3 protein-coding genes are annotated in these 1,850 nt (G+C 49.6%); 2 read left to right on the top strand and 1 reads right to left on the bottom strand.

The window, feature by feature from the left end:
* On the bottom strand, positions 1 to 286 hold a 286-nt coding region (locus JHD59_RS21865), incomplete at its 3' end, for a DUF2345 domain-containing protein (protein WP_199155818.1).
* A gap of 58 nt (positions 287 to 344) precedes the next feature.
* Between JHD59_RS21865 and JHD59_RS21860 the strand changes: the two genes are divergently transcribed.
* Positions 345 to 971 (top strand): hypothetical protein, encoded by a 627-nt coding sequence (locus JHD59_RS21860; RefSeq protein WP_199155817.1) that lies wholly within the window; start codon positions 345 to 347, stop codon positions 969 to 971.
* Between the two features lie 525 nt (positions 972 to 1,496).
* A complete protein-coding gene (locus tag JHD59_RS21855; RefSeq protein WP_199155816.1) occupies positions 1,497 to 1,787 on the top strand; it encodes a hypothetical protein in 291 nt (96 codons plus the stop codon).
* Positions 1,788 to 1,850: the final 63 nt, after the last annotated feature.

Below are 1,850 nucleotides of genomic sequence, written 5' to 3'. Positions count from 1 at the left end.
TGCTGGAATGTATCTGCTGCGTCCGGCCGTGCTTGTCGGTGATCCCCTTGAAAAGCTGCCCCTTTCCGTCCTTGAGAACATAGGGGGTGTTTCTCATGATATTGCCCTGGCTATCCTTGACCTGGAACGAAAGGCTGTGCAGATCGCCAGAAGGCATCTTTTGCATGTCCATGCCGATTTGCGCCGGCCCTGAGAGCGCGATATTCTGCCCACGGATGCTAACTTGTCCCGGGCAATGAATTTCAATATTGCCCCCTGCTATTCTGATGTAACCGCCGCCTGACATTTTGCCCTCCAGGGTAGGATGGTTCGGATTAGAAAATCAAATACATCATTCGCTCAGCATGACATTCATCATTGCAATGCAGGCCCAAGACAGTCTTATCGTGTCGGCCGACAACACGACGGTCGCGTTCAGCAATCACACAGCCTTCAGGCGGAACATCGCTTCGAAGAAGCTCCACGACTGGCCAGGCGGCGTATTCACCGGCACCGGCGAGTATGGCGTCGTTCAGCGCACGCTGGAACACCTCATCCGCGGCGCTGCCCTATCGTCACTGCCGGCGCTGCTGGCGCACGAAAAGGAGTATCGGCGCCAAGAGGCCGGTCCGAACGAGCAGATCGACATCACGCGGCTGATCCTGTCCGCACCGACGCCAGAAGGCCCGCGGCTGCACATCGTCACAGATGAGGCGATCGAGCAGATCGGCCCAGGCGAGCTACTGATGTTCTTCCCGCTCGACTACGACTTCTTTGCGGCCTCGTCGGAGGCAATCCGCGACCTGAACGCCGCACTTCGCCCTCAATCGGCTTTTGCCACGCTTGATGAGTGGATCGGCTTCTATGCCGAGAAGTTCGCGCATATTTACGCACTGCAGAGCCAGAACAACGAGTTGATCAGCAGGAGCTTCAATATCCACTTCCAGACCGAAGAGCAGTCGTTGATGTTCTTCGCGGAGAACGCGGACTAAAGTGGGGTCAGCGCTGACGATACGGCCTGCTTCGGCGCGCAATCGGATGATGGTCTGCGCGAGGTAGCCGCACGAGCAAAATTCTGACCATAGCAGCTTCAGGGAGATTTGCCAGCTGTCCGGGAAGACAGGATTGCGCCACACAGGGCTCGAATCACATCCGATGTCATATCATATCATTTCAAATTGATTGATATCGATTGACATCAAATCAATTGATAGCAATTGCACTGAAATTAACCATAGTCCTTACCCAGCCAAACTGCGATGAATCAAAAAGTGACTCCAAAATTGCAAGCCACCAAGAGTAGACGCTCAATGCAAAACACAATAAACTAAAATCTCATTGACCACTCACACAAAACATGAGCATCCGCGAACTAACCTTTCTCGACTTATTTTTTATTTTCTATGGGGCTGTTTTCGTCTTTGGAATAATAACTTCATTAATCCTCATCCCTAAAATCATCAAACTGAGAAATGAAAACCAGAAACGGCTAATCAAAAAAGTTAGGATGAAGAAAAATGCGCTATCACTATATGCATTCAAAAAAAGAGCCAAATACCAAAATAATAAAACAACAACAAACCATCACAACACTAGGAAGTGTAAAATTCAACAAATGGAAAAGGGCCAGTCGCAGACCAGCCCCTTCAACTAACAAAACAGATCGTTCATCAACCTTGTTTCATCGCAAAGTTATACCTCACCGGAATCAATACTATCAACACCAATATTTTCAATTCTCTTTGCCAATCGAACTGGGTCTGGATGGCTATACCGCTTCAACATGGAAAGCGTTTTGTGGCCTGTAATAGCAGAGACTTCAATGATGCTTAAGCCTGTCTCTTATACACATCTCCGAGCCCACGAGACTC

This window comes from Chromobacterium sp. ASV23 (genome assembly GCF_016428945.1).
GTDB classification, from domain to species: Bacteria; Pseudomonadota; Gammaproteobacteria; order Burkholderiales; family Chromobacteriaceae; genus Chromobacterium; species Chromobacterium sinusclupearum.
The sequence above is the reverse complement of the archived record's forward strand: the minus strand, read 5'-3'. Positions and strand labels throughout refer to the sequence as shown.